The sequence below is a fragment of the Haladaptatus sp. DYSN1 genome (assembly GCF_029489995.1).
Lineage (GTDB): Archaea > Halobacteriota > Halobacteria > Halobacteriales > Halococcaceae > QDMS2.
In genome coordinates this window covers 2,896,200-2,921,457 of record NZ_CP120470.1, presented here as the reverse complement: position 1 = coordinate 2,921,457, position 25,258 = coordinate 2,896,200, and the positions used below count along the sequence as shown (strand labels likewise).

The 25,258-nt window shown below is 60.2% G+C and carries 25 protein-coding genes; 10 read left to right on the top strand and 15 right to left on the bottom strand.

Going from position 1 to position 25,258, the window contains the following annotated elements:
- Positions 1-131: 131 nt before the first annotated feature.
- From P0648_RS15790 to P0648_RS15770, 5 genes are all read right to left on the bottom strand, one after another.
- Positions 132-1,820, bottom strand: coding sequence for a PQQ-binding-like beta-propeller repeat protein (locus P0648_RS15790; RefSeq protein WP_277504723.1), 1,689 nt, complete (start codon positions 1,818-1,820; stop codon positions 132-134).
- A gap of 142 nt (positions 1,821-1,962) precedes the next feature.
- Positions 1,963-3,711 (bottom strand): PQQ-binding-like beta-propeller repeat protein, encoded by a 1,749-nt coding sequence (locus P0648_RS15785; protein ID WP_277504722.1) that lies wholly within the window; start codon positions 3,709-3,711, stop codon positions 1,963-1,965.
- 131 nt (positions 3,712-3,842) lie between these two features.
- Positions 3,843-4,088 carry a hypothetical protein gene (locus tag P0648_RS15780; RefSeq protein WP_277504720.1) on the bottom strand — a complete coding sequence of 82 codons (246 nt, stop codon included), beginning with the start codon at positions 4,086-4,088 and terminating at the stop codon, positions 3,843-3,845.
- Between the two features lie 119 nt (positions 4,089-4,207).
- Positions 4,208-5,317, bottom strand: a complete 1,110-nt coding sequence (locus P0648_RS15775) for a mechanosensitive ion channel family protein (protein WP_277504718.1) — start codon at positions 5,315-5,317, stop codon at positions 4,208-4,210.
- Positions 5,318-5,360: 43 nt separating this feature from the next.
- A complete protein-coding gene (locus P0648_RS15770) occupies positions 5,361-5,660 on the bottom strand; it encodes a DUF3303 family protein (protein WP_277504717.1) in 300 nt (99 codons plus the stop codon).
- Positions 5,661-5,810: 150 nt separating this feature from the next.
- Here P0648_RS15770 and P0648_RS15765 point away from each other — a divergent pair, with 150 nt between their 5' ends.
- The 3 genes from P0648_RS15765 to glmS all read left to right on the top strand — a co-directional run bounded on the left by P0648_RS15765 (position 5,811) and on the right by glmS (position 9,680).
- Complete coding sequence (locus tag P0648_RS15765) at positions 5,811-6,626, top strand: undecaprenyl-diphosphate phosphatase (protein WP_277504716.1); 816 nt, start codon at positions 5,811-5,813, stop codon at positions 6,624-6,626.
- 61 nt (positions 6,627-6,687) lie between these two features.
- Positions 6,688-7,881, top strand: coding sequence for a bifunctional sugar-1-phosphate nucleotidylyltransferase/acetyltransferase (gene glmU, locus P0648_RS15760; protein ID WP_277504715.1), 1,194 nt, complete (start codon positions 6,688-6,690; stop codon positions 7,879-7,881).
- Positions 7,881-9,680, top strand: coding sequence for a glutamine--fructose-6-phosphate transaminase (isomerizing) (glmS, locus tag P0648_RS15755; protein ID WP_277504714.1), 1,800 nt, complete (start codon positions 7,881-7,883; stop codon positions 9,678-9,680). The genes glmU and glmS overlap by 1 nt, the downstream gene beginning before the upstream one ends.
- Here glmS and P0648_RS15750 read toward each other — a convergent pair whose 3' ends face one another.
- Positions 9,681-10,229, bottom strand: coding sequence for a hypothetical protein (locus P0648_RS15750; protein ID WP_277504712.1), 549 nt, complete (start codon positions 10,227-10,229; stop codon positions 9,681-9,683).
- A gap of 242 nt (positions 10,230-10,471) precedes the next feature.
- Here P0648_RS15750 and P0648_RS15745 point away from each other — a divergent pair, with 242 nt between their 5' ends.
- Positions 10,472-10,606, top strand: a complete 135-nt coding sequence (locus tag P0648_RS15745) for a hypothetical protein (protein WP_277504710.1) — start codon at positions 10,472-10,474, stop codon at positions 10,604-10,606.
- A 9-nt stretch (positions 10,607-10,615) separates the two neighbouring features.
- On the opposite strand, the gene P0648_RS15740 is transcribed toward P0648_RS15745, so the two are convergent.
- The gene (locus tag P0648_RS15740; protein ID WP_277504708.1) at positions 10,616-12,691 is read right to left on the bottom strand and encodes a hypothetical protein; all 2,076 of its coding nucleotides are present in this window, start codon (positions 12,689-12,691) and stop codon (positions 10,616-10,618) included.
- Positions 12,692-12,806: 115 nt separating this feature from the next.
- Positions 12,807-13,493, bottom strand: coding sequence for a hypothetical protein (locus tag P0648_RS15735; protein ID WP_277504707.1), 687 nt, complete (start codon positions 13,491-13,493; stop codon positions 12,807-12,809).
- 151 nt (positions 13,494-13,644) lie between these two features.
- Between P0648_RS15735 and P0648_RS15730 the strand changes: the two genes are divergently transcribed.
- The 4 genes from P0648_RS15730 (at position 13,645) to P0648_RS15715 (ending at position 17,759) form a co-directional block, all read left to right on the top strand.
- Positions 13,645-14,814: an NAD-dependent epimerase/dehydratase family protein gene (locus P0648_RS15730; RefSeq protein ID WP_277504705.1), complete on the top strand. Its 1,170-nt coding sequence runs from the start codon at positions 13,645-13,647 to the stop codon at positions 14,812-14,814.
- A gap of 3 nt (positions 14,815-14,817) precedes the next feature.
- Positions 14,818-15,750 carry an NAD(P)-dependent oxidoreductase gene (locus P0648_RS15725; protein WP_277504704.1) on the top strand — a complete coding sequence of 311 codons (933 nt, stop codon included), beginning with the start codon at positions 14,818-14,820 and terminating at the stop codon, positions 15,748-15,750.
- Positions 15,747-16,721 (top strand): NAD(P)-dependent oxidoreductase, encoded by a 975-nt coding sequence (locus tag P0648_RS15720; protein ID WP_277504703.1) that lies wholly within the window; start codon positions 15,747-15,749, stop codon positions 16,719-16,721. The genes P0648_RS15725 and P0648_RS15720 overlap by 4 nt, the downstream gene beginning before the upstream one ends.
- 84 nt (positions 16,722-16,805) lie before the next feature.
- Positions 16,806-17,759 carry a DUF4352 domain-containing protein gene (locus tag P0648_RS15715; RefSeq protein ID WP_277504702.1) on the top strand — a complete coding sequence of 318 codons (954 nt, stop codon included), beginning with the start codon at positions 16,806-16,808 and terminating at the stop codon, positions 17,757-17,759.
- Between the two features lie 12 nt (positions 17,760-17,771).
- Here P0648_RS15715 and P0648_RS15710 read toward each other — a convergent pair whose 3' ends face one another.
- Complete coding sequence (locus P0648_RS15710; RefSeq protein WP_277504701.1) at positions 17,772-18,491, bottom strand: YqjF family protein; 720 nt, start codon at positions 18,489-18,491, stop codon at positions 17,772-17,774.
- Positions 18,492-18,635: 144 nt separating this feature from the next.
- On the opposite strand from P0648_RS15710, the gene P0648_RS15705 reads away from it, so the two are divergent.
- Positions 18,636-19,466 carry a ZIP family metal transporter gene (locus P0648_RS15705; RefSeq protein WP_277504700.1) on the top strand — a complete coding sequence of 277 codons (831 nt, stop codon included), beginning with the start codon at positions 18,636-18,638 and terminating at the stop codon, positions 19,464-19,466.
- A 28-nt stretch (positions 19,467-19,494) separates the two neighbouring features.
- Here the strand turns inward: P0648_RS15705 and P0648_RS15700 are convergent, their stop codons facing one another.
- Positions 19,495-19,944 carry a universal stress protein gene (locus tag P0648_RS15700; RefSeq protein ID WP_277504698.1) on the bottom strand — a complete coding sequence of 150 codons (450 nt, stop codon included), beginning with the start codon at positions 19,942-19,944 and terminating at the stop codon, positions 19,495-19,497.
- 280 nt (positions 19,945-20,224) lie between these two features.
- Between P0648_RS15700 and P0648_RS15695 the strand changes: the two genes are divergently transcribed.
- Positions 20,225-20,596: a hypothetical protein gene (locus P0648_RS15695; protein ID WP_276246359.1), complete on the top strand. Its 372-nt coding sequence runs from the start codon at positions 20,225-20,227 to the stop codon at positions 20,594-20,596.
- Positions 20,597-20,637: 41 nt separating this feature from the next.
- Here the strand turns inward: P0648_RS15695 and P0648_RS15690 are convergent, their stop codons facing one another.
- The 5 genes from P0648_RS15690 to aglF form a co-directional block, all read right to left on the bottom strand.
- On the bottom strand, positions 20,638-20,814 hold the full coding sequence (locus P0648_RS15690) for a hypothetical protein (RefSeq protein WP_276246360.1): 177 nt from the start codon (positions 20,812-20,814) through the stop codon (positions 20,638-20,640).
- Between the two features lie 1,210 nt (positions 20,815-22,024).
- Positions 22,025-22,192: a hypothetical protein gene (locus tag P0648_RS15685; RefSeq protein ID WP_277504695.1), complete on the bottom strand. Its 168-nt coding sequence runs from the start codon at positions 22,190-22,192 to the stop codon at positions 22,025-22,027.
- 632 nt (positions 22,193-22,824) lie between these two features.
- Positions 22,825-23,346 (bottom strand): ArsR family transcriptional regulator, encoded by a 522-nt coding sequence (locus P0648_RS15680; protein WP_276246362.1) that lies wholly within the window; start codon positions 23,344-23,346, stop codon positions 22,825-22,827.
- A 646-nt stretch (positions 23,347-23,992) separates the two neighbouring features.
- Positions 23,993-24,262 carry a hypothetical protein gene (locus P0648_RS15675; protein ID WP_277504692.1) on the bottom strand — a complete coding sequence of 90 codons (270 nt, stop codon included), beginning with the start codon at positions 24,260-24,262 and terminating at the stop codon, positions 23,993-23,995.
- A 246-nt stretch (positions 24,263-24,508) separates the two neighbouring features.
- Complete coding sequence (gene aglF / locus P0648_RS15670; protein ID WP_277504690.1) at positions 24,509-25,252, bottom strand: UTP--glucose-1-phosphate uridylyltransferase AglF; 744 nt, start codon at positions 25,250-25,252, stop codon at positions 24,509-24,511.
- Positions 25,253-25,258: the final 6 nt, after the last annotated feature.

The window sequence follows — 25,258 nt, the reverse complement described above, 5'->3', positions numbered from 1 at the left end:
CCAATACGTGTTAGGGTGGTAACTATTCAGTGCATAAGGCTACAACTGGTATCTTTTCAACCAGTTCACGACTGTTCAAACGGGAAATTCGGCAGACTGAGCGATGAGCACTCCGGAGAGTGATTCGGGATTCAGACGGTTGAGAGCTTGATTTTCTCGGTGGTCGTCTGCCCTGCTTCGTCGGTGACGCGCAGGGTCACTTCGAGGACACCACAGTAGTCCAGTTCGACCTCGATTGTCTCGCCGGTCTTTTCGAACTCACTGTCGGCGTCGATATCCCATTGATAGGATGTGATATCGCCGTTCTCCGAGGTGGACTCAGAGCCGTCGAGGGTGACGACTGCGCCCGAATCGAAATCGATGTTCTCGGCGTTCGGCGGTTGACTTGCAATCGCTGCATCTGGCTTGGGCAGTTCTGGTTTTGTCGGCGTGTCGTCGGCAAGTTGGTGCATGTCGCCTGGTTTCGCTTCGCTCGATTTGAGCACTCGGACGAATCCTCTCTCGCGGTCAATGGGCATCCCTTTCGTCGAAACTTGGACGTACAGTCGATCGTCTACGGGGGTTGTCGTGAACGCTTTCAATCCACTCCTTGCGTCATGGAACGCGTAGTTCCACCGTTCTTCGCCACTGGTTACGTCGAGGGCGTATTGTGCGGCGACGTTGGTGTATGCGCTCTCACCTGCTGTGTATTTGCTCTGGAAATATCCTCCGGCGTACACCGTCTCTTGAGTTACAGATGGTCTGCTCACCAACTTCGCCGCCGTGGTGAACTGCCACTGCTCTTCTCCAGTCTGTGCATCGAGAGCGTGAACGGCACCCACGTCGTTGTTTACGTCGTAGCTAGTGAGATACAATACTCCATTCCCGACGGCCACATCGCTAACCCGTGTCGGAGTACTCCATTCGTAATCTGCTGAGACGTGAGCTTCCCAGGCTAGTGACCCGTCTACTGTCGAGAATGCCCAGATTGAGTTGTTTGTGGTTTCCTCAAAATACAGCTCTTGGTTGGTCACGTAGAGGAACTCTTCAGTCGCGACAACTCCCTCTCCATTCGCGTCCTCGGGTATTTCTGCGCTCCATTTTTCGTTTCCATCCATATCGAATGCTGTGAGGCCCCACCAGTCTCCCGTGTAGAGTGTCTCACCAACTCGTGCCAATGTTCGACCGTTCGCTTCAATCATCCACTTCTCGGTTCCATCAGGGTTCAACGCATAGAGGCCATCCCCTCCGAGTGCGTAGATTGTTCCGTCGTGAACAACGGGACTACCCAGCCACTGCTCTTCCCGTTTGTAGGTCCATTTCGTTTCACCTGTCTCCCGGTCAATAGCCTTGAATCCGCCCTTATTCGGTTCCGAACCCAGTTCGTCTTCGACGATGGCACCGAAGGAACTGGTCGCAACGTAGAGCGTGTCGTCTGTGATGGTTGGTGCACCTGCGACTAACCCGATTCCTTCTGATTTGTACCAGATAAGTCCATCACCGCTCGCGTCGAATGCGGCGACTTCGCCGTTCGTTTCCGAGTAGAAGTAATTCGTCGTCACGAACAATGTCCCGTCGTCAACGACGAGCGGGAGCGGGTCTTCCTGGAGAAGTGCTTCGTCTGGATTCAGATCCGTATCGATACCGAAATCGTTGGTTGCGTACGGTCCACTCGGCCCACTCCCGGTCGTGAAACTCGTCCGGCCATCGGTTCCGAACGCCGTTGGCCAGTCGGTTCCGACCGAGGGGGACTCTTGACCGAGCGCAGTCGAGCCGAGGAGGGTACCTGCACTTGCGACGCCGATGCCTTTCAGGAACGTCCGTCTGGAGGGTCGTACCATGACTACCACTATCTCGCCAGTGTTGTTACTATCCTGTCAATAATATCTGATATATTAACTATTAGACTGGTTTTACCTGTTTTCAAATCCCAGTAAGGGAACGGAATCTGTCGAAAAAAGACGACGAAGTCGAACGTTTCGCTCAGACTGTAGAGAGCGAGATGCTCTCGGTGGCGGTCTGGCCAGCTTCGTCAGTGACCTTCAGCGTCACTTCGAGAACGCCACAGTAGTCCAGTTCGACGTCGATTGTCTCACCGGTCTTCTCGTATTCGCCGTCGGCGTCGATGTCCCACTCGTAGCTTACGATTCCACCAGTGGGCGAACTGGAGTCGCTTCCGGAGAGGGTGACCGTCGCGCCGGAGTCGAAGTCCAGTTCGTCCGCGTTCTCTGGGTCGGAGGTGATGACCGCGCTGACCGGTTCCTCCTCGGGTTCCCTTGGCGTGTCATCGACGAGTTGGTGTTCCTTCCCCGGCTTGTTCTCGCTCGATTCGAGGGCGTACATCGCACCGACCGCACCGTACGGTGGATTGCGGGTGCCCGAAACCTGCACGTAGAGATGGTCGTTCGCCGGAACAGTCGAGAGGGCGAAGTAGTCCGCGCCACCGTCCTCGATGCCGTAACTCCACTGCACAGTTCCGTCCTCACGGTTGAGTGCGTAGACCGCTGGGCGTGCGTACGCCGTGTCGACGTAATCGGCTCCGTGTTCGAAGTAGCCGGCATCACGTTCGTTTTCAACGGCCGCGTTCGTCGTGTACTGTCCACCGACGTAGATGGTATCCTCGGTGACAGCAGGTGTGCCGACGAGTTTCGCTGCAGTTGTGAACTGCCACAGTTCGTCGCCCGACTCGGCGGAGAGCGCGTGGAGTGCACCGACGCGCTCGTCGTCCTCCGAGTCGCTCGAATTGGAATCCTCAGAGGCGACGTATACGACGTCGTCTGCAACTGCTGGGGCACTCAGGTCGTTCGGGGTGCTGTCCTTGAAATTAGCAGCGACCTGCGTCTCCCAGACCACGGACCCGTCGTCGGGTGAGAGCGCCCACACTGTGTCCGCATCTGTGTCGCCACTGCTGGTCATCGTGAGGTAGAGGTGCTCGTCGCCGGCGGCGAGGGTGTTCGCCTCGATACCTTCGGGAGCGTCCGTCTCCCACTCGACTGTGCCGTCCAAACCAATCGCAGCGACCGTCTGGGGCGTCGCCGCGTAGAGCGTCTCCTCGCCGAGGGCGAGCGTGCGGACGCTGTTGGTCGTGGTCACCTCGGCGCTCCACTGTTCCTCGCCGGATTCGGTGGAGAGGGCGTACACCATCGCGCCCGAGAAGGCGTAGACCGTTCCGTCGCGGACGAGGACTGCTTCGCTCATCGTGAGTATCGACTGGTTCGTCCACAGCGTCTCGCCGCTGTCTGCGTCGAGGGCCAAGATGCCGCCGTTTGGCGGGGTCTCCCCCTGTCGCCCGCCGGCGGTATAAATCGTCGCTGGGCGCGTGACGACGAAGACGCGACCGTCTGCGACCGAGGGTGCGGCCTGTACTGCGCCGAACGAGTCGCCTTCGCGAATCCAGCGAACGCCGTCGCCGGTCGCGTCGTAGGCGGCGACCTGTCCCGTGCTCACGTCGAAGTCGAACGACCCGACCGTGCCGATGTAGGCGGTGCCGTCTACGACCGTTACTTCGGTGGGGTCGTTGAGTTCGTCACCGGGTGACCAACCTGGACCGGCGTACGGACCGGGGCCAGACCCCTGCGTGTAGCCGGTACGCGCGTTGGTCCCGCGACTCACCGGCCAGTCAGTCCTTGCGTCGTCGTCTGGTGTTGCGGCCATCGCGTTCGAACCGACGAGGCCTGCGGCCCCGGCGATGCCGATACCTTTCAAAACCGTTCGTCTGGAGAGTCGTCGCATGCACCCCACCCAACACATGATAGTACCCTAACTATAAACAGAATAATATCACGAATGATAACCATTCAACTGGTTTCAGGATGGTTCAATCGTCCAACAGGCCTCCTCAGACTGCCGAACGCTTGATTTCACTACGGGGCGGCCCCGTCCATCCACGCCCGGCGTGTTTCCGGTCTGGCGGTCGCGTTCGCGGCCACGCGGCCCATCTGCCGGACCATCAAGACGCCGTAGATGCCGAGTTTGCTCTCGTCGATGCGGTGGGTTCGCAGGTGGTCACGGGCAATCGATTTGAGCGCCTCTGGGTCCCTCGCCTCGGCCACACTGCTCACGTAGCGCTGATCACAGACGGGACAGGTGAGCACGCCGTACTCTCTCATACGAAGCAGTTCGTCTCCCAGACCTTGAAGATTCCTCACATTTCTACACAGTGTCATATGGAGAACGCTATAGGAAGGGCATGAAAGAGAGATTTTCACAAAATATAGACTATTCTCACTCACTCGCCGTTGCCGTCGCCGACAACGCCGTCGCGGGTGACGAATGCTGGCTGGGCTGCGTCCTCGGCCACGGTGACCACGCGCTGTGGGAACGGGATTTCGATGTCCTCGCGCGCGAAGGCGTTGTAGATGCGCTTGTTCATCTCGTGGGTTGCCCGCCCCCGGAGGACGGGGTCGCCAATCCAGCACAGCAACTCGAAGTCGAGCGCCGAGTCTCCGAAGTTGCGAAAGCGCACCCGTGGGTGGGGGTCTGCGAGAACGAGTTGTTCGGCTTCTGCCTCCGCGAGCAACACCGCCTCGACGTGGTCCACGTCAGTCCCGTAGGCCACGCCCACCGGGAGGCGAATCCGTCGTTCGCGCTCGGGTGTCGATTCGTTCACGATGCGCGCCGAATTCAACACGGCGTTCGGGACGGTGACGAGCATGTCGTCGCGCGTGCGGATGACCGTGCTTCGAATCGAGATGTCCTCGACGCGCCCGCGTTCGCCCGATTCGAGGACGATGTAGTCGCCGACGGCGTACGTGCCGTCGAAGTAGAGCGCGATGCCGCCGAAGAAGTTCGCGATGGTGTCGCGGGCGGCGAGACCCACGACGATGCCGATGATACCAGCGGAGGCGAGAAACGGCGTGATGTCGATGGCCCAGAAGGTGAGCAGGAGGAATATGGTCGCCCCGAGGATGAGGAACGTCCAGACGTTCTGGAAGATAGGGACGACGGTCTGGTCGAACTCCCTGCCCGCGGTGACCTCCTTCGACACCTTGCGCCCGAGCCGAGTGAGCGTGAACGCCCAGAGGACCGTAATCACCGAGAGCGTGCCCGCAAGCAGTGGGGCGTCGGTTTCGGGGCCGAAGCCGAGTGGAATCGTCGCGATGTACGCCCCGGCGAGAACCACGGTGACGTAGAGGGGGGCGTGAATCGTCCGAAAGATTACGTCGTCGACTTCGCCCTCGATACTCCGGGTGAGTCGCGGAATGGCGACTTTTCCGCCAAGTTCGACGAGTTTCGCGACGACGAGCGAGAGGGCGACGGTGAGGAGGACGCCTTGCCACGGTGGCACCGTGAGGAGCACCTCACGCAGCAACATCCAATATTCCGTCACCGTTGGCATAGCTGACAGTTGGAGAGCGTCGGGATAAAACGTGGTGTCGCCGTCACTCCATCTCGATGAAGAGACGGGCGATGTCTTCGAGATTCCCGACGGGCGTAACGTGCGCCGTGTGGTCGGTCAGCAATGGTGGTCCGAGAAACGCAGAAACGGCCCCAAAGTCGTCTGCCTCAATGACGAAGTAGAAGGTGTGTTCGTTGGTCGCGACGTACGCGCCGTGGAGGTGGATGCCCTGTTCCTCTGCGCGGGTGTGCATCGTCGAAATCCAGTCGCGGGCGTCGTCGGCCCGGTCTTCGCGTGCCCAGCAATGGTCTGGGCTGTGTGTGAGTGTTGCAATGAATTGCATAATCGTGTTTATTGTTGTTATCATTCGATTCACCCCCTTCCTTCCATTCCCTCTCCATTTCACCTCTCTGTAGAGGTACGGTTCGCTGGGCGATAATCTCCCGCTCAGGAAATCCGAACCACCTTTGTACTCACGCGAATCTGTCAGGATATGGATTCGTGGCTCCTCGCGCTCGTCGTCGGCATCCTGCAGGGCATTTTCGAGTGGTTGCCCATCTCGAGTGAGGGGAACATCACGCTCTTTCTCACGGCGTTTCAGGGCGTCTCTCCGCACGTCGCTGTCCAGTTCTCGCTGTTCTTGCACGCGGGTACGGCCTTCTCGGCGCTCGCCTACTACCGAGACGAGGTCGTCGCCGTGCTCGCCTCACTTCCGCAGTGGCGACCCGGCGACGCCTTCGACGGCGAGACGGCAGACCTCTCCTTTCTCGTCCTCGCCACGTTCGCCTCCGGCATCGTCGGGTTCGTCGCCTACGCGGGCCTCATGGACCTCGCGAGTGCCCTTACGGGAAGCGCCTTCGTCGCGTTCATCGGCGTCCTGCTCGTGGTGACCGGTCTCGTTCTGCGCGGGGCGGACCGCCTGTCGCTCGGCGAGCGCGAGCGCCCAACGCTACTCGACGCCGTTCTCGTCGGCAGCCTGCAGGGCCTCGCCATTTTGCCGGGTGTCTCACGCTCTGGAACCACCGCGAGCGCGCTGCTCCTGCGGGGGCACGACGGGCCCTCCGCGCTCAGACTCTCGTTTCTGCTCTCCATCCCGGCCGCGTTCGCCGCCGGGGCGCTCACGGTGCTCACGGAGGGCGTTCCCGCCATCGAACCGGGCCCGGCGCTGTTCGCCCTCGCCGTCGCCGCCGTCGTCGGCTATCTGACCATCGACGCGCTGATGCGATTGGTTCACCGGGTTGCGTTCTGGGCGGTTTGTGTCGGTCTCGGCATGCTCGCAATTATTGGCGGAATTCTTACACTGGCGTGACCTGTCGCAATACCAGTCTTTAGACAGAACGTTCTTACTCTCTGATGTCAATGGTATGTACATGGGTGTTAGGACAGCCGTCGTGCTGGCGGCAGGGGAGGGGACGCGGTTACATCCGTTGACGCGAAACCGACCCAAGCCAATGCTTCCGGCGGCGAACCGTCCGGTGTTAGCCTACGTCTTTGATGCGCTCATCGACGCAGGAATCGAACAGATTCACGTGGTCGTCGGCTACAAACGCGACCGCGTCCAGGAGTACTTCGGTCACTCCTACCGGAACGTGCCACTTTCGTATCACGTTCAGGAGAAACAACTCGGCAGTGGGCACGCCCTCTTGCAGGTTCAAGAGGCGGTCACGGAGTCGATGATCGTCGTAAACGGCGACCGGGCTATCGAGCCCGGCATCGTCAAAGACGTCATGGACGCCTACGAGCAGTACGGCACGGCCACGCTCGCCGTCCTCGAACGCGACCACCCGAACCGCTACGGGACGGTCGTCTTAGACGGCGGACGCATCCAGCAACTGGTCGAGAAACCGGACGTGGCCATGTCGCGGCTCATCAACGCCGGCGTGTACGCGTTCGACGCCTCGATTTTCGACGCCATCGACCAGACGCCTCGTGAGGACGGCGAACTCGCGCTCACCGCGACCATCGCGCGTCTCATCGCCGAGGGCACGGTGGTTCGCGGCGTGCGCACCGAAGGGATGTGGGTGGACGCGACGTTCCCGTGGGACTTGCTCCACATGAACCGCGAACTTCTCGCGCGTGGGCGTGTGGAGGAACCGAACCGCAACGGTGAGGTCTGGGTCGCAGAGAGCGCGCTCGTCCACGAGGACGCGACGCTCGTTGGCCCCGTCGTCATCGGGCCGGACTGCGTCATCGGGCCGGGGTCGGTCATCGGGCCGAACGTCGCGCTCGGGCGCAACGTCACCATCGGCGCGAACGCGACCATCGAACAGTCGGTCATCGACGCGGACACCCGGGTCGGTCCGGGGAGCGTTCTCATCGATACCGTGACTGGACAGGACGTCCACCTCGGGGCGAGCACGATCGTCCCCGGTGGGCCGGCAGACGTGCGCATCAACGCGCAGATCTATCAGGACGAAGACCTCGGCGCGGTGTTTGCAGACCGCGTCCGGGCAGAGGGAGCGGTGAGCGTCGCGCCCGGGACGCTCGTCGGCCCGAAAGCCCACCTCCACACGGGGGTGCGGATTTCTGGCTACATCGTCGAAGGGGCAGAGGTGATGAGATAATGTGTGGAATTATCGGCTGCGTTGGCCGTGAGGGGGAAACGTTAGACGTACTGATGAACGGGCTCTCGAAGCTCGAATACCGTGGCTACGACTCGGCGGGTGTCGCGCTCGTGAGCGACGACATCTCCGTCGTCAAGCGCCAGGGCGAACTCGTCAACTTAGAGAACGCCCTGCAGGGAGTCGAGTTGGGCGGGATGATTGGCATCGGCCACACCCGCTGGTCGACCCACGGGCCGCCAAACGACCGCAACGCCCACCCACACCAGGACTGCACGGGCGACGTCGCGGTGATTCATAACGGCATCATCGAGAACTACCAGCCACTGCGCGACGAACTCGTCGAACAGGGCCACGAGTTCAACAGTGACACCGACACGGAAGTCGTCGCTCACCTCATCGAGCGCAACCTGGACGCCGGCATGGCACAGAAGGAGGCGTTCTACGACGCCATCAAGACCATCGAGGGGAGCTACGCAATCCTCGCCGTGTTCGCCGGCCACGACACCATCTACGCCGCGCGCCAGGACTCGCCGCTCGTCCTCGGCATTGCAGAGGACGCGACGTACTTCGGCAGCGACGTGCCCGCGTTCCGCGACCACACGGACAAGGTGGTCTACTTAGAAGACGGTGAAATCGCCGTCATCAACGAACGCGAATGGTACGTCACCGACCACTCGGGGACGCGCCACGAGAAGGAGATTCACACCGTCGAGTGGAACGCAGAGGAGACGGGCAAGAGTGGCTACGACCACTTCATGATAAAGGAGATTCACGAACAGCCCCGCGCCCTGCGCCAGTGTCTCCGCGGCCGGATGAACGAACTCACCGGCGAGATTACCATCGAGGAACTCGGCGAGTTACAGCCCACGGGCGTCCAGTTCGTCGCCTGTGGGACCTCGTATCACGCGGCGATGTACGGCGCGGAACTGTTCCGCGAAGCCGGTATCCCGGCCCAGGCGTTCCTCGCGAGCGAGTTCACCACGTCGCCGCCGCCGACGGGCACCGACCTCGTCATCGGCGTGACGCAGAGTGGTGAGACGGCCGACACGCTCTCTGCGCTGCGCGAGGCGAAACGTCGCGGCGCGACCACGCTCGGGGTTACGAACGTCATCGGGAGCACGGTCTCGCGTGAGTGCGACCACGTCTTCTACATCCGCGCCGGCCCCGAAATCGGGGTCGCCGCCTCGAAGACGTTCGCCTCGCAACTGGCCGCGCTGACGCTGCTCGTCATGGCAACCGCGCCGATGAAATCGACCGAGAAGCGCGACGTCATCGCCGCGCTGCGCGACCTGCCGAGCGCCGTCCAGGCAATCCTCGACGAAGCGCCGCTCACCGAGGACATCGCAGCGGAGTACCTCGACGCGGATGCGTACTTCTTCATCGGCAGGGGGCTCAACTACCCCGTCGCGCTCGAAGGGGCGCTCAAGATGAAGGAAATCACGTACAAGCACGCGGAGGGCTTCGCGGCGGGCGAGCTCAAACACGGTCCGCTCGCGCTCGTCTCCAGCCAGACGCCGGTCATCGCCGTCGTCACCGGCGACGACGAGATCGCGCGAAAGACCATCGGCAACGTCAAAGAGGTCGAGGCGCGCGACGCGCCGGTCATCGCGGTTACCGACGGTCAGTCTGACGTCGAACGCTACGCAGACCACGTCATCCGCATCCCAGAGAGTCACGCGCGCACCGCGCCGATTCTCGCGAACGTCCCGCTGCAGTTGCTCGCCTACTACACGGCCGCCCAACTCGGGCGCTCTATCGACAAGCCGCGCAACTTAGCGAAGAGTGTGACCGTCGAATAATCAGTCGCGCTCGTCGTACGCGGGCGGCTCGAACGCCGCGACAACCGTTTTTCCGATTTTCGTCTCACCGAGCTCTCGCCACGTCAGGTCTACGCGCGAGGCGGCGAGAGCGAGCGAGACGACGAGTCCGTCCCAGACGAATCCCGCGGCTGTGAGCCTCCCTGTGAGCGCACTGGCGAGCAGGCTCGCTGTGAACGCAATCGCCACTGCAAGGCCGCCCACGCGCAGTGGTGCGCGTTGGAGGGCCGTATGGGCCTCTCCTGTGGCGGTCCGGAAGTGCGAGGACGCAACCGCTGGTGCGAGGCGCTCGGTCAGCCAGTCGAGCGCGGCGATGGCGGGCCCGACGGTCCACGTCTCGCGCAGGTCGATGACGACGACGTCTGGGTCGGGCTCCGCTGTGAGCCAGCGGTAGAGGTACGACTGTCGGGTTACCCGCCCGGTTCGCCGGCTCGCACGAGCGACGAACGAGTCGTCCACGGCACGACCGGTTCGGGCGACGACCTGCACCACGCGCGACCGCTCGCCCGCGGCACGTAGTCGTTCGGTCATCGAGTTCGGCCGAAGAAATGATTCAGAATTCATGAATATCTGTCATTTTGGATAGTGGTACGTGCGTGCCAAGTGTCGTCCCTACACGGACAAAAGAACTTTGGTGTCGCTTATCGAACCATTTTGTATGTGTCAATTGTTAGCGGAGGCAGTACTGTTTATATCTTGACTTTTTTACGTTAATTTCATGCTTGATATATTAGAATAATTATATATTCTAGTCGCGCCATTAGAAGGTTGTAATGTCCGAAAGCTCAATTAAAGCATACCTGGCAGAGAACCCAAAGATGACCGGCGCGCTGTTCATGCTGATGCTCCTGTTCTCCCAATTCGGGAGCGCGGCAGCCGGTGTGGCAGGCTCCGTTGCTGGCCCCTGAAAAATAACGTTACAGTTCGCTGTGTGTGATGTCGCTGGACCAACGAAGCTGACCGTCTATTCTAACCGGGAAATCCTCGAGCAAGAACAGTTGCAAGAGCTCAGACCGGTGGACCTCGAACGGGTCGATTCGCCCTGAGCCAAGGAAGTACTGACCGTTCTCCTGAATGTACGGGACGACGAGACTACCCATCCCGCGGTCCGTGGTCGGGAATGTCTTCATCGTGACCGTGTAGGTCTCGTCGTCAATCCGTTCGAGATCCCAGAGGAGTGGAATTCCGCTCTCAGCCTGCGCAACTGCGAGACTTCCGTCACCCACGACCGCGTACTGGCCGCCGACGATGCTCTCGCCCTTTGCGACTTCGAGTGCTGAGGCGAGCGGGAATCCGCCGTTGAGCAGTCGGGCGACCGTCCCGCCGATCTTCACCGCGCCGCTGTTGATGACGTCGGAGAGCGTGACGATGCCGCCGATGGCCCCCTTCGCGATGAGCGCCATTCCTTGGTCGTAGGACGAACAGGCGTTGAGGAAGAAGGCGTCGACGCCCACTTCGTCGAGAGTGGTCACGTCGAGTTTGCCGTCCACGCACTCGAACCCCTCCGAGTCGATGTGGCCAATGTAGTGAAGGAACTCCGTCGGCGTCTGGAGCACGGCTGCCAGTTCCTCGGTCGTGAGGTTGTGCTTGATTTCGACGTCGAACAACAACTCTGAGCGAGAGCCGTAGACGCGGTCGACGATGTCGCGCTCCTCGTCCATCTGCGGGTCGTTGCAGACGACGGTGATGTCGATGTCGCCGTCCGACAATTCTCGCGCAAGGCGGTTGTGGAACGCCTGCGTGGTGGTCTTGCTCGCGCCGAGGGGTGCACCCTCACCAATCCAGGCCTGTTCGAGCGAGCGAACGGCCTGTGGCTTCACGTACGACGACGGTGCGGCGGAGGCGGCGGCCCCACTGCGCAGGAAGTTGCCGTCGCGCAGGAACTCGTCTACGAGCGCCATCTGTGCCGCGTCCTGTTCGATACGCTCTGCCTGTGGCGTGCGGACGATTGCGAGGTCGTCGACCAGGAACGGGAGCGTCTCGATGCTCGTTGCCGAGAGCGAGACGTGCGAGGTGAGTTTCCACTCGGGCAAGAACGGGTCGAGCGTCTCAAACGGAATCGAGAGGTACGCTTCGAGCTGTGCGGCGAGTGGTTGGTCGTACAACGCGGCGAAGTCGATATCGACGACCGACTCCACTTCGTGACGTTCGTGGAGGTTCAGTTTGTAGAACCCTTCCGTGCGCGTGATGCAGTCTAAGAAGAACACGTGCTGGAGGAGCGCCTCCACCGTGTTCTCGAAGTCCAAGAGCGTGCTCCCGAGTGGATACTCGAACTCGGTGTCGGTGACGATGCGCGCCTCGACGGCGGGGACGAGTTCAGCACCGAGGTAGTACGCAAGCGGCGCGGCCACGAAGATGTAGCCGGGCTCGGGCGGAATCTCGATGGAGATACCAGTGTCCGGGCGGACGAGCCCCTCCGGAATGTTGAGCTCGTCGCCGAGTTCGACGAGTGGTGGGTGTCCGCGGAGCGTGGGATACGAACGTTCCGCGCTCGTCGTCTTGAGCGCAGAGCCGAACGCGGAGATGGCGGCCATCATGTCGAACGGGTCTTCGGTGGTGGTGATGGTCGCTGCCGGGTGTTTGTGGTGTGAGCGTGCGCCGACCAGTATTTCGGTCGGCTGGTCGAAGGAGATGTGGAGTTGCTGGGCGTCGCCGGTGATGGTGAGCGGACCGGTCGTACGCAGGTAGATCTTCATTGGCGCGCATAGCTCGAGGCTGTAGTCGCCCGCAGGGAGGTTCTCATCTGCGAAGTGTTCGGCTTCCGCGAGCATCTGCCCGGCTGCATCGCGGACGTACACCGGAATGACGGTCGGCAGGGTGACCTGTGTGGTCGTAATCGAAACGGCTTCGTCGACCGGGAACAGGAACTGCTCTGCATCCGTCGGGCGCGGCGTGACCGGCGTATCCGTCAACAACGAATAGCGCCGCCGCTCGATGGTGTCTGAAATCTCCAGGCCCGTCCCGCCATCCGTTTTCCGATACGTTATGTACACGTGCGCTCACCTGTCCGATTGCCGGATAGTCCCACACTCCTGACAGTCGTTGCTATCATACTGTTGTATAAAGGTAAAAATGTATCTACTAGCTTATAAATCACGGGACGCCTCGTTACCCCTCGCCCGTCGTGCCGAGCGTTAGCCAATCAGTTGTCACGTTCTCGTCTCGAAGATGCCACCGTTGTTGAAAGGTTCCGGCCTGCTCGCGAAGTTCGATATGTGCGTCGAACAGCTCGGTGTAGAGTTCCACCTCCGTCGGGTCGTCCGTCTGGAGGTAGGCGTGACCGAGCGCCCGCGCGTGACGGACTCGCCAGCACAGGGCGTGCAGTGCGGCGAAAGTCGCTTTCCGACCGTGGTACTCGACGAGCGGAGTGAGCGAGTCGATGCACACGCGCAGTTCTGCCGGTTCAGCACCCACTTCGAGGTCGCCGATCGCGTCGAAGGTGGCCGAAATGAGGTCGGCGAGGTCGTCACTGTAGACGTACTGGTGGCGCACGCCAGCGGTGCTCGCCGTCGCGGTTGCCCCTCGCAGGAACGTGCAGTGTTCGATGATTCGTGTCTGCCCCGGGTCTGCGGTGACCGGTAGCCGCTCCCCGACGCTCTCTGCGGTGGCGTCCGTCAGAACGAACAATCGCCGCCGCGATAGGTCAGCATCCCCAAGCATCTGCCGGGAGACGGCAGTAAAGGCAGCTCGGGGGACGCTCCCGGTCACGAGGACCGTACTTCCCGACTGTTTGAGCCGCGAGAGCGCCCGCCCGAACGCCAGTACGTCCGTCTCCGTCAGCGCACCGGGGTTCATGCATGATACGCACTTTCTGACACCATAATTGTTTCTAATCTTATGATTGTCTGACGGGAAGCTGACGGCAGTGTGGCATGTTACCGTTGACCACTCTTAGAACGGGAAAGTATTTATTGACATGTATAGTTACTCAGAAGTAGAGTAACACATGTCCATTCTCATCACTGGCGGCGACGGCTATCTCGGCTGGCCAACGGCACTCCGCATCGCAGACCGCACCGACGAACGCGTCATTCTCGTCGATAACTTCGCCCGGCGCGGCTGGGTCGAAGAGGTCGGCGCGACGAGCGCCGTGCCCATCATGGGTATCGACCAGCGCCTTGCCGCGGCCGAAGAGTCGCTCGGTATCTCGAACCTCTCGTTTGTCGAGGGGGACCTCACCGAGAAGTCGTTCGTCGACCAACTCCTGTCGGTCCACGAACCGCGCGTCGTCGTCCACACGGCGGCCCAGCCCTCTGCGCCGTACTCACAGATCAACGGCGAGCGGGCGAACTACACCCAGCACAACAACATGCAGGCGACCCGGAACCTCGTCTGGGGCCTGAAAGAAAACGACCTCACGGATACTCACTTCATCGAGACGACGACGACGGGCGTCTACGGCGCACCGAAGTTCCCCATCCCCGAAGGGTTCGCGACGATGGAGAACGAAGGCGAGCGCGACGAGGTGCCGTATCCGGCGATGGCAGGCAGCTGGTACCACCTCACGAAGGCCCACGACGCGGCCAACCTGCGCCTCGCGAACAAGCAGTTCGGCATCCCGGTGTCCGACGTGCGCACGGCCATCGTCTACGGCACTGAAACCGACGAAACCCGCGAAGACGGCCGTCTCAAGACGCGCTTCGACTTCGACTACTACTTCGGCGTCGTCGCCCACCGCTTCGCCGCCCAGGCAGTTGCCGGCTACCCGCTCACGGTCTACGGCAAGGGCGAACAGCGAAAGCCGTTCATCAGCTTAGAGGACGCCGTCGAAGGTCTCGCACAGCTCGCGCTCACCGACGTCGACGAGCGCCCCGACGACCTTTCCGTCTACAACCAGGTCACGCGCGCAATCAGCATCGTCGAGATGGCAAACACCATCTCCGACGTCGCCCAGGACTTCGGCCACGACGCCGCAGTCGAGCACTTCGAGAACCCGCGCGACGAAGACGAGACCCACCAGATGGAGATTCAGAACGCGAACTACATGGCCCTCATCGGCGAGCAGGCCCAGGACTTCGAGAGCGGCACGCGCGACATCTTCACTTCGCTCACCCGCTACGAGGACACGGTCAAAGCCTACCAGGACCGCTTCCTCCCGAGCGTCTTAGAGGACTGAGCCATGAACGTGCTCGTCACGGGCGGTTGTGGCTACATCGGCAGCGCCCTCATCCCGCTGTTACAGCAACACGACGACGTCGAGGAAATCGTCATCCTCGACAACTACTCGCTCGGGTCGCCTCGCAACCTCATGGGCGCACGGCTAGACGAGTCCATCGACTTCCGGCGTGGCGACGTCCGCGAATACGGCGACGTCGAGAGCGCCATGCGAGACGTGGAGACGGTGATTCACCTCGCCGCCATCACGGGCGCAGACAGCACCCACGACCGCCGCGCGGAGACCTTCGACGTGAACTTAGAGGGGACGAAGAACGTCCTCACTGCGGCGCGCAAACTCGCCGTCGAGAACGTCGTGTTCGCCTCCTCGTGTAACAACTACGGACGGGCGACGAGCATGGACTTAGACGAGGAGACGAAGACCGACCCGCTTAATCCCTACGCCGAGTCCAAACAGGCCGCAGAGGAACTGCTGAAGCGAACCATCGAGCAGTCAGACCTTCAGGGCACGGCCCTCCGGATGAGCACGAACTACGGCTACGCGCCCGGCGTCCGGTTCAACCTCGTCGTCAATCACTTCGTCTTCCGCGCGCTCACGCGCCGACCGCTCACCGTCTACGGCGACGGGAGCAACTGGCGACCCTTTATCCACGTCAAAGACGCCGCCCGCGCCTACCTCCACGCTGCGCTCAACCCCGACGACTGGGACCAGTTCGTCTACAACGTCGGGTCGAACGACCAGAACTTCCGTATCGCGGAGGTCGCAGAGGTCGTGAGCGAGGAGGTCGGCGAAGTGAACATCACCTATTTAGAGGACAAACACCCTGGCCCGTCGTACCACGTCAACTTCGACCGGCTCGCGGGCACGGGATTCGAGACCGAGTGGACGCTCCGCGAGGGCGTCCGCGAACTCGCAGACAAATTCAGACAATCATGACCACGGAATCGCCGCGCGTTGCCATCACGGGTGCCGCGGGCTACATCGGCAGTCGCGTCGTCTACAAACTACAGGAAGAACACCCAGACTGGGACATCGTCGCGCTCGACAACTTCTACCTCGGACAGGTTCGGGAGATCGGCGACGTGCGCGTCGAACACCTCGACATTCGCCACCGCGACCGGCTCGAGGAGAAACTCGAGGGCGCAGACGTGGTCATCCACCTCGCGGCGGTTTCGGGGGTCAAAGACTGCGACCAGAATTCGGACTTGGCCTTCGAGGTGAACGTTCACGGCACGAACAACGTCGCGTGGTTCTGTAAGAAGACGGGCGCGGCGCTCGTCTTCCCGTTCAGCATGGCCGTCCTCGGCGACCCACAGGCGTTTCCCATCACGGTCGACCAGCCACGCGCCCCGCTCAACTGGTACGGACGGACGAAACTCCTCGGCGAGCGCGCGATCGAGACGCTCGCGGAAGACGCGTTCCCCGCTCACCTGTTCATGATTTCGAACGTCTACGGCGAACACGACATCGCCGGGAAGACCATCTCGAAGAACACGGTCATCAACTTCTTCGTCAATCGCGCGCTCGACGGCGAGGACCTGACGGTGTACAAGCCGGGGACGCAGGCGCGAAATTACGTCCACGTAAAGGACGTAGCGAACGCCTACCTCCGCAGCGCAGAGCGCCTCGTCGAACTGCGCGAGCGCGGCGAGACGGGCGTCGAGAAGTACGAAATCGCGAGCGACGAGGACCCGAGCGTCCTCGACGTCGCCGAACTGGTCCAGGCGGAGGCTGCCGAGTTGCTCGGGACAGACCTCGACATCAAACTGCTCGAAAACCCGCGCAGCGAGACGCTCGTCGAATCGTTCACCGTGGATACCACCCAAGCCCACGATGTGCTCGGCTGGGAAGTCCAGCACTCGACCGAAGAGAGCGTGCGCGACTTGTTGTCGGAAGCCGCACACTGACCAGACACTACAGTCGGATTCTCTCCGACACATCAATTTTCGTGTGTGTCTAGTATTTTACCAACTAGTGTTGTAGGTGTCGCTATGACGTTCCACCAGTTCACTCGAAGACAGTTTCTGAGCACCGGAGCAGCGTCACTGTTTGCCGGGTGTGTCGGTGGTGCTGGACGGACTGCCGAGAAGACTGAAACCGAGACGCCACTGACAATCGCCGTTGGCGACCTCGTCGAAACGCCCTCGTTCAGTTTCGTAGTGAGAGCCGTAACGAAGACGAAGGCACTCACCGACTCCACTCGGGCAGACCGTGGCAACACGTTCGTCGTCATTCGGCTTGCCGCAAAAAATATCGGCGACGAGGTCGTCCACTGGCTCCCGAGTAAAGAGCCATACATCGCCGACAGTAACGGCAACGAGTACTATCTGACCGACTCGACGACGACGAACGCCCTCCCGAAAAATCACGATCTTCTCCCGGGCGAGGTTTCTCGGGGCGACGTCGTGTACGAGGTTCCAATGGACGCGGCGGGCCTCACCTATTCTCTCGATTTCACCAACCGTTCGGAGGTAGCGCTTTCAAATGTTACAATCGACCTCGAATCAACGGTAGCATCCGTCACTGATCTCGAACAGTCCCTGGAGACGGTTCATCCCCTGGGCGAACCGGTGTCCAACAATGACGTGCGCGTGACTGTCACAGAGGTTCGTACTGCAACCGAACTCGGAGACGGTATCACGGCAACCGAGGGCCACGAGTTCGTGCTTCCAACCCTCGAAATCACGAACGACCGAACTGACTCGATTCCCATCTCGTCGTTCTGGAACATGCGACTGAAACGTGAGACGGGATTGGTGTACACCGCAGACCTCTGGGCGTGGGAGTCGCTCAGCAATGGATTCGAAGTGGGGAGTCTCGACGCAGGCGAGACCGAACGGGGTGAACTCGCCTTTCACATCTCAATCGACAGCAAAGCGCGTTATTTCATGTTTGACTGGTACAACCTCGATGCCGACTACGCCAAAGCGTTCTGGGCACTCTGACGCGGCTCCTCGTTACGATTCATCGGCGTGCTTGCTTCCCGAGGCAACCGTCTCCACGCCTGGACTGTAGAGATACACCGGGTCGCTCGTCGGGGAGGCAAACCCGTTCGCTCGAAACAGACTGTTCGCACTCCATTCGACGGCTGCTTCCGTGAGCGGCCAGCGTTCGTGACTCACCGCCGCATACCGGAGCGTTCCGTCGATGGCTTCCGTGTAGTAGCGATAGCGTTCGGTCAGGAATGCTTCAAGTGAACCCGGAACAGCGTGGAACTGCTCGCCTCTCGGGCCGTATGTCGCGTGGAAACGTACTGGACGCGCACCCGGATGGACGCGCCGACTCGAAAACTCGACGCGGTCGTTTTTCGCTGAGAGGGAAATCCGGGCGTAATAGTAGGGGAGGTGATGAAACAGGCGCGCCCCGACAACGCCGAGGACGCCCTGTGCGTCGAGGCTGAAAAAGTAGACGCCCGGTTCGCCGTCGTGGGTGACGTAGGTGCGCAAATTGAGCTCTGGGAGTCGAAATCCTGCGAAGTGCGGCATGCCCGCCGGGCGCACCGCGACGTTCGTAAACGGAACCGCAGAGAGCCACGCCTGTCCGTCGAACGTGTCCACTGAGAGCGAGTCAGGGAGATGGGCCGCGACGAGTTCAGGCCCTACCGGCCAGTTTACGAACAGCACGTGTCGCCACCCCATCGAGACAGGAAGCTGGAGGCGAGAGCGCAGGGCCGTCATCTGTCGAATGATACAGCGGCCGAGGGGATAGCCCTTGGCGCACGCTCGTGGCACGGGAGGTGCCGTCACAATGCGGGGACGGTTGGTTGTTTCACAACGATTTAATCGCTGGTTCACAATGCTCCCGTATGACTAGGAGTGGCCATGGCGCTCGCTGACGAATTTATCCGCCTTTTCGGGACAAACCCCGTCGTCCACGGTCTCGTCGGCGGCCTCGTCATCGCCACGCTCAACCTCTTTGGCGCATCGCTCGTGCTCGTCTGGCGCAACCCTTCTGAGCGGGCGCTCGACGGCGCACTCGGTTTCGCCGCGGGCGTGATGCTCGCGGCGAGTTTCACGAGCCTCATTCTCCCCGGCATCGAGCAGTACTCGGGCGGCAATCCCATCCCGGTGCTTGTCGGCTTGGCGCTTGGCGCGCTGTTTTTAGACCGCGCCGACGTATTCGTCCCGCATGCACACTACCTGCTCTCCGGTCGCTCTCGCCCGGATGCGGCCCACCCCTCGGACCAGCTCCCCGTCACGGACGAGCGACTGACGGGTGTCGTGCTGTTCATCCTCGCGATTACGCTCCACAACATGCCCGAGGGCCTCGCCGTCGGCGTCAGCTTCGGGAGCGGGAACGTAGACACTGCCATCCCACTGATGCTCGCCATCGGCATTCAGAACATCCCCGAGGGCCTCGCCGTCTCCGTCGCGGCCATCAACGCAGGTCTCGACAGGCGATTCTACGCGGCGTTCGCGGGCGTACGCTCCGGAGTGGTCGAGATTCCACTCGCCGTACTCGGAGCCTACGCCGTCCAGACCGTCGCCGAACTGCTCCCCTACGCGATGGGCTTTGCCGCGGGCGCGATGCTATTCGTCATCAGCGACGAAATCGTCCCGGAGACACACACGGGCGGCAACGAACGAATCGCAACGCTCGGGACTATCGTCGGCGTCATCGTGATGCTCTATCTCGACATCTCGCTTGCCTGATGACCCAGTCAGTTGCCTGTTAGCCCCGTCAGTCGGCGTGCCTGACGATGTGGACGTCGTAGTGTGGGTCCGCGGAAACCGGCGCACCGACGCTCGAAAGCGGCTGTGACACCCGGCCTGCGTTCTCGCTGCCGATGAAGATGATGTCCGCATCGACCTCCGTGGCCACCTTTCGGACGGTGCGGACGATGTTCATCGTCACCGACGAGTAGGGTTCGTCGTCGGGGTCGCTCGCGTGCTCGACGCGGAACGTCGCCTCCGGCGCGATGTCTGCGACTCGCGCTTTGAGTTGCGCGGTGAACTGCGATTTGTCGAACCCGTCGCCGTTCGTCCAGCCGCGTTCCTGGGCGTACGCTTCGTCGTCGGGGAGGACGACCAGCGCGACGAGGTCGCGGTCGAGCACCTGGGCGAACTGGGCCGCACGGCGCAACGCAGTCTCTGCGAGCGCAGACCCGTCGAAGGGAACCAGTAGTACCATGTGTTAATCGATGGACGGGTCTGTAATGATTCTTGTTGTGGATTGTTCGCAGATGGTGGGAGTCGATGCCGGGTGATTCTTCAGTCAAGCGTGATGTTCCCTACCTAAAAACGATTCAGCCAGCGTTCAATCCTGGCTTTATCGCGCTGAAATCACCATCAGGCGGCAGTGTCAGACGCCGCTGTGCGCAGGGAGCGCAGACCCTCCTGAAACGGTCGGTAACGAACGTCGAAGGTTATTATAGCCGCCGAGAGAGGGCCTGTTGCGGAGACTCAGGACAATGAATGTATCCAAAGCCGCACTGTTCGGCATGTTGGTCGTTGCGAGCGTCCTCGTCGCGGGGACGACTGGCGTCGCCGCCCAGTCGAACAGCCCTGAAGACAGCACCACAGACGCTTCGGTCGTCGAACTCGGCAGCCACGACATCGTAATTCAAGATCTCACCGTCACGATTCGCGATACCCACGTCCGTGGCACGGGCCTGCCGAGTGAGTCCGTAGACGACGCAACCTACACGATTCAGGAGTCACACGTCTCGACCGACGGCTTCCTCGTGACCGTCGACGGAACGACCTACCGCATCTGCGCGATCGACGTCACCATCGACGACGTCGGCGTCGAACTGCAGAACGTCTCGGTCGGCGAGGCATAAGCTGTCGTTCCCGAGGATTGCTTTTGCGTGACCGGTAGTGCCTAGCCAGCCCACCCGCCCGTGATGTCCTCGTTGATGCAGTCGCGCCACGTCTCGAAGGCGGTCTCACAATCGGGTGTCTGCTCGATGTGGGTGATGAATCCCTCGCCGGGCGAGGCGAGTTGCGCTCTACAGAACGGGCATACATATGGGTCGGTCCACGTTTCACTGGCTGCCATGACTGGTCGTGTGTAGTGGTATTGTATAAGGTTTTCCGGCAAATAATTAATTTGTACTAGTGGTATAAAATGTGCCTAAAATATCGGTCGTAGGTTGGGCTTGTATCTCCACACTCGGGTGAAATCCCCGGAAGAGACGTGGTTGTGGAGATTCGAATCTGAGTGTGGAGAGTGGGGACTGCGTAGCATTTTGAGAGTAGTTTATTTCTGAAACTGGCGTATTTCGGTGCTTGAGGTGGGTTACACCCACGAACCTGAGTGTGGAAATCCACCTGAAACACGGCCTTTCAGACCGAATTTGAGGTGTTTCCCGACCACCCAAAGTCCACAATCGGTTTGCATCTGGCGGTTTTCGATTTGAGGAGTTCGGTGGCACTGATGGCCACCTGTTCTCACTGAACCCTTGATTCGAGCAATCCTGCTTTTCAGGGGATAGACGGCACAGAGCGCACGATTCGTAATTTCAATTCGCTTCGCGAAACTCACACCTGTCCCCTCCACACTCAGATTCACATACACAATAGACGCGTTCTTCCGGGGAAGCAACCCGATTGTGGAGATTCAGTCTCTGATTCTAGAGAGGTGTGGTTAGTGTTGGTGGGGCGTTGGGTGTTTCACGGCGCGTCAGGGATGGTCGTCGAAATTCGAAATCGTTCGATAGAGCTGCTCAAACCCGAGATGGACCTGGATTCAGGAGTCGGTTTCTTTCTCCAGATCGGCGCGGAGCCGTGTGACCGTGTTCATCGTGATGATGTCGGCAAAGTCGATTCTGAACTGGTTTCGTGGGGTAGATTCCACAAACGGTCTCCGTATGCGGGTTTTGCCGACAGGAGGGTTGTCCAATTCGTCGAGGACGGTGTCCCTCGGATTGGACCATCACGACCCAGATTGCTTCTGTGGGGCACAGGCGGCCATATTCGCTCTTTCTGCTTTCGTAGAATAATGCTACCGATTATCTAAATCGTGATTTTACTATTCTCGAATGTATTGGCCCCAAAGGGGTCACCCACAGGCTTCGCTGTCTCCCGATGTCGAAACACCTCCTCGACCGACTGGAGGACACGAATCGCTCGCTGAAACGTGCCCAGTACGAAGCCTTCGAATTCTCGGTCACTAAATGCGGTGTCCTCGTTCGTAATGGAGGTAATACCGACCTCTAGTCAGGCGACCCCGACTTCGAAGGCCGCAAAGCAGTCGAGACGGGTGTCCGTTACCTCGCTTCGACTTGTTGTGCCCCACACTCCGGGCACTGGTCGTGATCGGTGTGGAATCGCGCGCCACACGCCCGACACTCGTAGTCTGCGTCCTCCTCGGCTGCCTGCGTGGCGGTTTGCTTGAACTCCTCGACCGTCCGTCCGGCCCGTTTGAAGAAACCCATGTGTTCTCCTCATAGAGGGAAACGGGAAGGATAAGAGTTTATCCGCGAGAGTATGACTTATCTTTAAACAGTGAGAGAATCCCGCCGTTTACGGCGGGGAGGATGTCACGTAGCCCCTGTATCAGTGGAACGCGACCCGCCTCATCACGACTTGGCAGACCACGTCAGTTCGTCGAGCACTCACTCGCTCCGACATCGAAGAACCTCCTCAAGGCGTTCCAGACTCTCCCACAGCACTCGCACAGGCTGGATGCTCCCGAACGATATTCCCTCGTACTTGTACTCCTCACTTGGCGACTCCCGCTCCTGGTAGTGTGCCCAGCTATCGACATGTGGATTCGGCTCATGGTGCCATCCGCAGTCAAACCCAGATTCGTCGCTATAATGTATCGCAAATTCCGGTCGGGCTTCACGTGTTTCGCCCGCAAACCACCGAATCGTTACTGTCCCCGTGCTCGTTGATCCACCAAACACTGTCGGGGTACAGTCAGCTCGCACCCGAGTAAACAGCCCGGGTGGGTACCCTTGTGCCTCATTTACGCCAGGATGTCGCTCCGCGGTTCGCCGTAACTCAAGTAACACCGCATGCGACGCTTCGCCAGCATTATACCCGCTATCAGAGACGAACACAACTACGCAGGTGCAGGTGCTGGCCCGGAGTATTCCGAGTAGTGTTCGATAGCATCCTCAACCAGACTGAGACGGTAGCAAACAAGCTCCCAATCACTCGCAACTTCCCGATACGCTCGAGTTTCCGCAGCCGAGCCCGTCTGTGCGGCCTGCTCCCATAGCTCACTCGACGACGAGACACCATACTGCTCACGCCACGTCTCTACTTGTTCCTGCAGATCAGCACGTAATGCAACCAGGTCATCGCGGTCACGCCCATCAAGCAAGTCCCTGAGCACTCGCATTCGCGTGTAGAGTGGATCAGGCCGATACACCGTTGCCTGCCCCCTCGAAATGGATTGGAGGGCGTTCATCTCGACGAGCCGTGCGAGGTGACCGCGAGCAGTATTCCCGGCGACGAGCGCTTGGTCTGCTATCCAGTCCGCAGTGCGAGGTTGGTCGAGTGTAACGGCTACCGAGCGGACACGGTCGAACGCGCTGGTATGCTTTTTCCACGCGGTTGCTCCGGGCGCGTCGCCAGTCATACGCATTACTTGCTGGCAAGCTGTAATAATCCTATCGGAGATTCAATTATTTGCACACCCTTGTGCTGAGGTGGAGGTTCTGACAATACCGGTGCGCTCCGTTACCTGGACTGCGTCCGCTCTCGATTGGATCGAATCCACTGACGGCTGGTAGGCTGACTACGCTGTTCTTGAAAACGAATCTTCGTCGAGAAGGCGCTTGCTGGAGCGGCTGTGACAGTGCACACGCCGGGGACGCAGGCTCGAAATTTTGTACACGTGACAGACTGGCGCGAGCGTCTATTCTGCGTGCGGAGTGACTCCTAGAGATACTCAAAGCCAACGAGACGGGAGTCTCAACGGTCGAGCTCATTGGGAACGAACCCTCCTCAGTTGCTGAGATTGCAAACCTCGTTCAACAGCACGCTGAGGCCCTCTTAGGTAAAAACCGTCTCGTCGCTTGCTCGAAACCCCCGAACCAAGACGCTCGTTGCGCGCTTCGACGTCGATACAGCCCGGACTTCCGAGGTACGTGGCTGGGAACAGCCAACACTCAGTCGAAGAGGCAATCAGAGACGGGCTCAGCCGAACTGACAGGCACGAATTGCCGACGTCGCAGTAACTCGAATTTTGCCGTCAGTCTATTTTCCAAAAAGCGCTGTGTCACTCAGAGTGACACGGTATCGCAATGCCAACCTGGGTCGTGGCCGGTGTCGGCGATGAGCTCTGCTCGACACGCCGGACAATAGTCGGGGGTGCTCGCTTCGGCTCGCGGGACGTACACACCACCGCCGCACGCTACGCACGCATCAGCCACGATGACCACACAGTCCGCACAGATGTTGAAATCGTCTACGGTGAGGTCACGGAGGGGTTCGAGTTGTTTGTCCAAGTAGTACTCGTCGATGACCGACTGACAACTGTGGCACGGTTTCATAGCGGTACATGCTGGCGAATGTGACCATGGCACAAATAGTTATTCCTCGCGAATGTGCTGGATGCACGGTGTTTGGTGGAACCACGCTGCTCTTGCAAACGAATTTTCGCCGAGAAGGCGCTCACAGGCGAGCGATGCTTAGCCTGCAGTGAGCGCCACTGAGCATTTTACAGTTGACAGACGCTGAACCACTCGAGAAAACGAATCATTCATTGGTAATTTCTGTCATTTGAAGTTGTGAGAATTCTATTGCGTTGGACTGGTAGACTCCTGAGAGCCAGTTTCCTGAAGTCGTTCCTCAGCTTCATCGCGATCTTCTGGATAGCCAATGTCCATGCGCCAGCCATCAAGCGGGAGTGCGTCGATCGTCCGGTTACTCTGAATCAGCAGGTCGATTGCTTCACTGATCTCGAATTCACCGCGATTCGACGGCTGAACTAACTTACAGGCGTGGAAGATGGCCGGCGTAAACGTGTAGAAGCCGGTCATCACGAGATTGGACGGCGGGTCTTCGGGCTTCTCGACGACCTCAGTTATCTCGCCGTAGGGATTTGTTACGCAGACTCCGTACCTGCTCGCCTCCTCGTAAGGAACTTCCTCGACGAGGAACGCCGCATCTGCTCGGTCCTCTGACTGGCGTTTCACCACGTCCCCGAGATTCGCCTGAAAGATGTTGTCGCCGAGGATGAGCATGAAGTCGTCGTCGATGTGTTCCTCGACAGTGAGAAGGGCGTGAGCGAGACCTTTCTGTTCGCGCTGATGGGCGTATGTAATGGGGACGCCTTGGAACTCATCGCCGTAGTGACTGATAATCTTCTCTTTGAGGTACCCAACCACGATGACAAACTCGTCTGCATCTAGTTCGACGAGCTGTTCGAGACAATGGGTGAGGATTGGTTTTCCGTCGACTTCGACCATCCCTTTTGGTTTGTCTTCAGTGAGAGGTCGCAACCGAGTCCCTTTCCCCGCCGCGAGAACAACTGCTTGCATTAGTAT

Excerpts from the sequence above, each read along its gene's own strand:
- P0648_RS15720 (WP_277504703.1), top strand. The coding sequence starts at position 15,747 with ATGACCACGGAATCGCCGCGCGTTGCCATCACGGGTGCCGCGGGCTAC.
- glmS (WP_277504714.1), top strand. The coding sequence starts at position 7,881 with ATGTGTGGAATTATCGGCTGCGTTGGCCGTGAGGGGGAAACGTTAGAC.
- P0648_RS15695 (WP_276246359.1), top strand. The coding sequence starts at position 20,225 with ATGAATGTATCCAAAGCCGCACTGTTCGGCATGTTGGTCGTTGCGAGC.
- P0648_RS15705 (WP_277504700.1), top strand. The coding sequence starts at position 18,636 with ATGGCGCTCGCTGACGAATTTATCCGCCTTTTCGGGACAAACCCCGTC.
- P0648_RS15690 (WP_276246360.1), bottom strand. The coding sequence starts at position 20,814 with ATGGCAGCCAGTGAAACGTGGACCGACCCATATGTATGCCCGTTCTGT.
- aglF (WP_277504690.1), bottom strand. The coding sequence starts at position 25,252 with ATGCAAGCAGTTGTTCTCGCGGCGGGGAAAGGGACTCGGTTGCGACCT.
- P0648_RS15775 (WP_277504718.1), bottom strand. The coding sequence starts at position 5,317 with ATGCCAACGGTGACGGAATATTGGATGTTGCTGCGTGAGGTGCTCCTC.
- P0648_RS15735 (WP_277504707.1), bottom strand. The coding sequence starts at position 13,493 with ATGAACCCCGGTGCGCTGACGGAGACGGACGTACTGGCGTTCGGGCGG.
- P0648_RS15725 (WP_277504704.1), top strand. The coding sequence starts at position 14,818 with ATGAACGTGCTCGTCACGGGCGGTTGTGGCTACATCGGCAGCGCCCTC.
- P0648_RS15750 (WP_277504712.1), bottom strand. The coding sequence starts at position 10,229 with ATGACCGAACGACTACGTGCCGCGGGCGAGCGGTCGCGCGTGGTGCAG.
- P0648_RS15685 (WP_277504695.1), bottom strand. The coding sequence starts at position 22,192 with ATGGGTTTCTTCAAACGGGCCGGACGGACGGTCGAGGAGTTCAAGCAA.
- P0648_RS15730 (WP_277504705.1), top strand. The coding sequence starts at position 13,645 with ATGTCCATTCTCATCACTGGCGGCGACGGCTATCTCGGCTGGCCAACG.
- glmU (WP_277504715.1), top strand. The coding sequence starts at position 6,688 with ATGGGTGTTAGGACAGCCGTCGTGCTGGCGGCAGGGGAGGGGACGCGG.
- P0648_RS15700 (WP_277504698.1), bottom strand. The coding sequence starts at position 19,944 with ATGGTACTACTGGTTCCCTTCGACGGGTCTGCGCTCGCAGAGACTGCG.
- P0648_RS15715 (WP_277504702.1), top strand. The coding sequence starts at position 16,806 with ATGACGTTCCACCAGTTCACTCGAAGACAGTTTCTGAGCACCGGAGCA.
- P0648_RS15745 (WP_277504710.1), top strand. The coding sequence starts at position 10,472 with ATGTCCGAAAGCTCAATTAAAGCATACCTGGCAGAGAACCCAAAGATG.
- P0648_RS15710 (WP_277504701.1), bottom strand. The coding sequence starts at position 18,491 with ATGACGGCCCTGCGCTCTCGCCTCCAGCTTCCTGTCTCGATGGGGTGG.
- P0648_RS15780 (WP_277504720.1), bottom strand. The coding sequence starts at position 4,088 with ATGAGAGAGTACGGCGTGCTCACCTGTCCCGTCTGTGATCAGCGCTAC.
- P0648_RS15785 (WP_277504722.1), bottom strand. The coding sequence starts at position 3,711 with ATGCGACGACTCTCCAGACGAACGGTTTTGAAAGGTATCGGCATCGCC.
- P0648_RS15765 (WP_277504716.1), top strand. The coding sequence starts at position 5,811 with ATGGATTCGTGGCTCCTCGCGCTCGTCGTCGGCATCCTGCAGGGCATT.
- P0648_RS15675 (WP_277504692.1), bottom strand. The coding sequence starts at position 24,262 with ATGAAACCGTGCCACAGTTGTCAGTCGGTCATCGACGAGTACTACTTG.
- P0648_RS15790 (WP_277504723.1), bottom strand. The coding sequence starts at position 1,820 with ATGGTACGACCCTCCAGACGGACGTTCCTGAAAGGCATCGGCGTCGCA.
- P0648_RS15680 (WP_276246362.1), bottom strand. The coding sequence starts at position 23,346 with ATGACTGGCGACGCGCCCGGAGCAACCGCGTGGAAAAAGCATACCAGC.
- P0648_RS15770 (WP_277504717.1), bottom strand. The coding sequence starts at position 5,660 with ATGCAATTCATTGCAACACTCACACACAGCCCAGACCATTGCTGGGCA.